The following is a 2,508-nucleotide window of genomic DNA, read 5'->3' on the forward strand; positions in this document are numbered from 1 at the left end:
CGCCGCAGACTTGCTCGCCGCAGACTTGCTCGCCTGAGACTTGCTCGCCGCAGACTTGCTCGCCGCAGACTTGCTCGCCGTGCTATGGCCGGCACTGCCCTTCCGCGTGCCCGGCTTGCCGGCGCTGGTCTTCCGCGCGCCGGCCTTCCTCCTGCCGGCCGCCGCGGGTTCGGGCCGGTCGTTGCGCGTGGTCACTGGTGGAGCCTCTCCAAGACGCGGGCGAGGGTCGCTGCTCCCTCTCCGGCAGCCCCGCTGACCACGCCGGAGACCTCGCCCACTCGAGGTACGACGGGGCGAAGGTGGCTGGCGAAGTCCTCGAACGCCTCGCGGGTGGTGTACCCCGGCTCGAAGGCGAACACCTTGCGCATCCGGGTCGTGTCCAGACCACGCCCGAAGGCGAGGAAGGCAACCTGGTCCGGGGAGAAGTCGGCCAGTCCGCTCCGCTTGACGATGTTGCCCACGATCCCGGCCGTCATCATCGGGACCGGAACGATCGGGCGACGGACGACCGCGAGGCACTGCAGGAGGGTGACGAAGCCGTCCGCCGCAACGTTGACGATGCCGACGGAGGGCCCGGTCGTCGCCTGGACGAGCGCTTCGACGGCGTCGTGCTCGTGGACGAACTGCACCCGGGCGTCGTAGCCGAGTGGGACGGGGACGACGGGCAGGGCGAAGTAGTCGGTGATGGCCGTGCGGATCTGCGGCCCAATGACGTTGGCGAAGCGGAGCATGGTGATCTCGACGTCCGGACGCCGGCGGGAGAAGCCGCGGACGTAGCCCTCGACCTCGATCGAGTCCTTGCCGAAGCCGGTCCGGGGAGTGGACTTGGCGTTCATGTCCTCGGCGAACATCGCCGGATCGCGCGGCGACGAGCCGTAGACGGCAGCGGTCGACTTCACGACGAGCCTTTGGACGCTGTCCGACTTCTGGCACGCGGCCAGCAGCTGCATGGTGCCGATGACGTTGATCTCTTTCTGCGTCACCCGCCCGCCCGTGTCCTTCGGGGTGGCAATGACGTTCATGTGGACCACGGTGTCGACCCCGGCCTGCCGGATGATCCGGCCGATCATCGGGTTGCGGATGTCGGCCCGGACGAACTCCGCTCGCCCGATGGCGTGCCTGGGAGGGATGACGTCGACGCCGAGGATGCGCTCGATCTCGGGTTCGGCGCTGAGCCTCCGGGCGTAGAGACCTCCGAGGTAGCGGGACACGCCGGTCACGAGCACGACCTTGGCCACGGCTCCTCCTGTCTCCGCACGTCCCGGCTCGGAAGGGGCGACCAGCCCCTCGGCTCACTGCGTAGGCGTCGGCACCACCCTACCGACGGGTTCCCGTTGGGACAGCAGTCGACCCCCGCCCAAAGGGCGAGGGCCGAGATGTGCGGTCCCCTTGATGTCAGGCCCGCCTGCGGAACGCGTCAGGTCACTTCTTGTTGCGACGCTGGTGACGCGTCTTGCGCAGCAGCTTGCGGTGCTTCTTCTTCGCCATCCGCTTGCGGCGCTTCTTGATGACAGAGCCCATGGTTGTCCTTGATCCGTTGACGGTGCAGTGTGCCGACTTGCGCCGACCGCCCGTCAATCGGGAGAGTCGACTCCTCGAGCCGAGCCGAGTGCACAGCCTAGCGTGTCCTCCGGCGCGACCTCAAAAGGCGAGCCCGCGGATGGAAAGAGCAGCTTCCGCCCCTTGGTGCTCGAGTGAACTCGATCGTGACGGGGCAGAAACTGCTCTTTCGATCTCCTCACGCGGTGTCGATGTAGGACGTCTGCAGGTACTTGTGCACGGCGTCCTCCGGAACCCGGAAGGAACGACCGACCCGGACGGCCGGGAGCTCTCCACCGTGGACAAGTCGATACACCGTCATCTTCGACACGCGCATGATCGAGGCGACCTCGGCGACGGTCAGGAACCGCACCTCGCTGAGCTGGCGCTCATTCGACATGTGAACCTCGATCTCTCCAACACACGCATGTCGCCGGCTTCCCCTCCGGCGAAACATCACACGGGTGCACTAGGCAACCTTAGGTGCTGATGTGACTGGAGGGAAAGGCTACTGAGTGGTCATCTCAGCGACCGCAAGCCGACACGCCGATCAAAACAGACCAAATGATCTCGTATGCCGCTGAGCTCGCCCCCGCTCCCGCCTCCGTCCTCGTCCTCCCGACCTATGGTGCGAGCCGGTTCAGGTCCCGGGCGAAGAGGGTGACCTCGCGGATGTTCTCGGCGCCGGTCAGGCGGCCCACCCAGCGCTCGAGCCCGATCGCGAACCCACCGTGGGGCGGCATCCCGTGCCGGAACGCGTCCAGGTATCCCGCGAGCACCCCGGGTGACTGCCCGGCGCGCTCGAGAGCTGCGGCGTAGTCGCTCGGACGATGCAGCCGCTGCCCGCCCGTCGTCAGCTCCAGCCCCCGGAACAGCAGGTCGAAGGAGTTCGAACCCACGGGGGGCTCCGCCCCCCGTGCACCCCCCGAAGACCCGCGTGGCATCGAACCCACGGGGGGCTCCGCCCCC

5 protein-coding genes are annotated in these 2,508 nt (G+C 67.8%); all 5 read right to left on the bottom strand.

The window, feature by feature from the left end:
- Positions 1 to 95: pentapeptide repeat-containing protein (locus tag VJN29_RS20335; RefSeq protein ID WP_414654313.1), on the bottom strand; the 95-nt coding region annotated here is incomplete at its 3' end.
- A 96-nt stretch (positions 96 to 191) separates the two neighbouring features.
- Positions 192 to 1,238, bottom strand: coding sequence for an NAD-dependent epimerase/dehydratase family protein (locus tag VJN29_RS02415; RefSeq protein WP_324141916.1), 1,047 nt, complete (start codon positions 1,236 to 1,238; stop codon positions 192 to 194).
- Between the two features lie 184 nt (positions 1,239 to 1,422).
- Positions 1,423 to 1,521: a 30S ribosomal protein bS22 gene (locus VJN29_RS02420; protein ID WP_003792170.1), complete on the bottom strand. Its 99-nt coding sequence runs from the start codon at positions 1,519 to 1,521 to the stop codon at positions 1,423 to 1,425.
- 217 nt (positions 1,522 to 1,738) lie between these two features.
- On the bottom strand, positions 1,739 to 1,939 hold the full coding sequence (locus VJN29_RS02425) for a helix-turn-helix domain-containing protein (protein ID WP_324141918.1): 201 nt from the start codon (positions 1,937 to 1,939) through the stop codon (positions 1,739 to 1,741).
- Between the two features lie 223 nt (positions 1,940 to 2,162).
- A complete protein-coding gene (locus VJN29_RS02430) occupies positions 2,163 to 2,438 on the bottom strand; it encodes an amino acid--tRNA ligase-related protein (protein WP_324141920.1) in 276 nt (91 codons plus the stop codon).
- Positions 2,439 to 2,508 lie beyond the last annotated feature (70 nt).

The sequence above is a fragment of the Intrasporangium sp. genome (assembly GCF_035280925.1).
In the GTDB taxonomy this organism is placed as follows: Bacteria; Actinomycetota; Actinomycetes; order Actinomycetales; family Dermatophilaceae; genus Intrasporangium.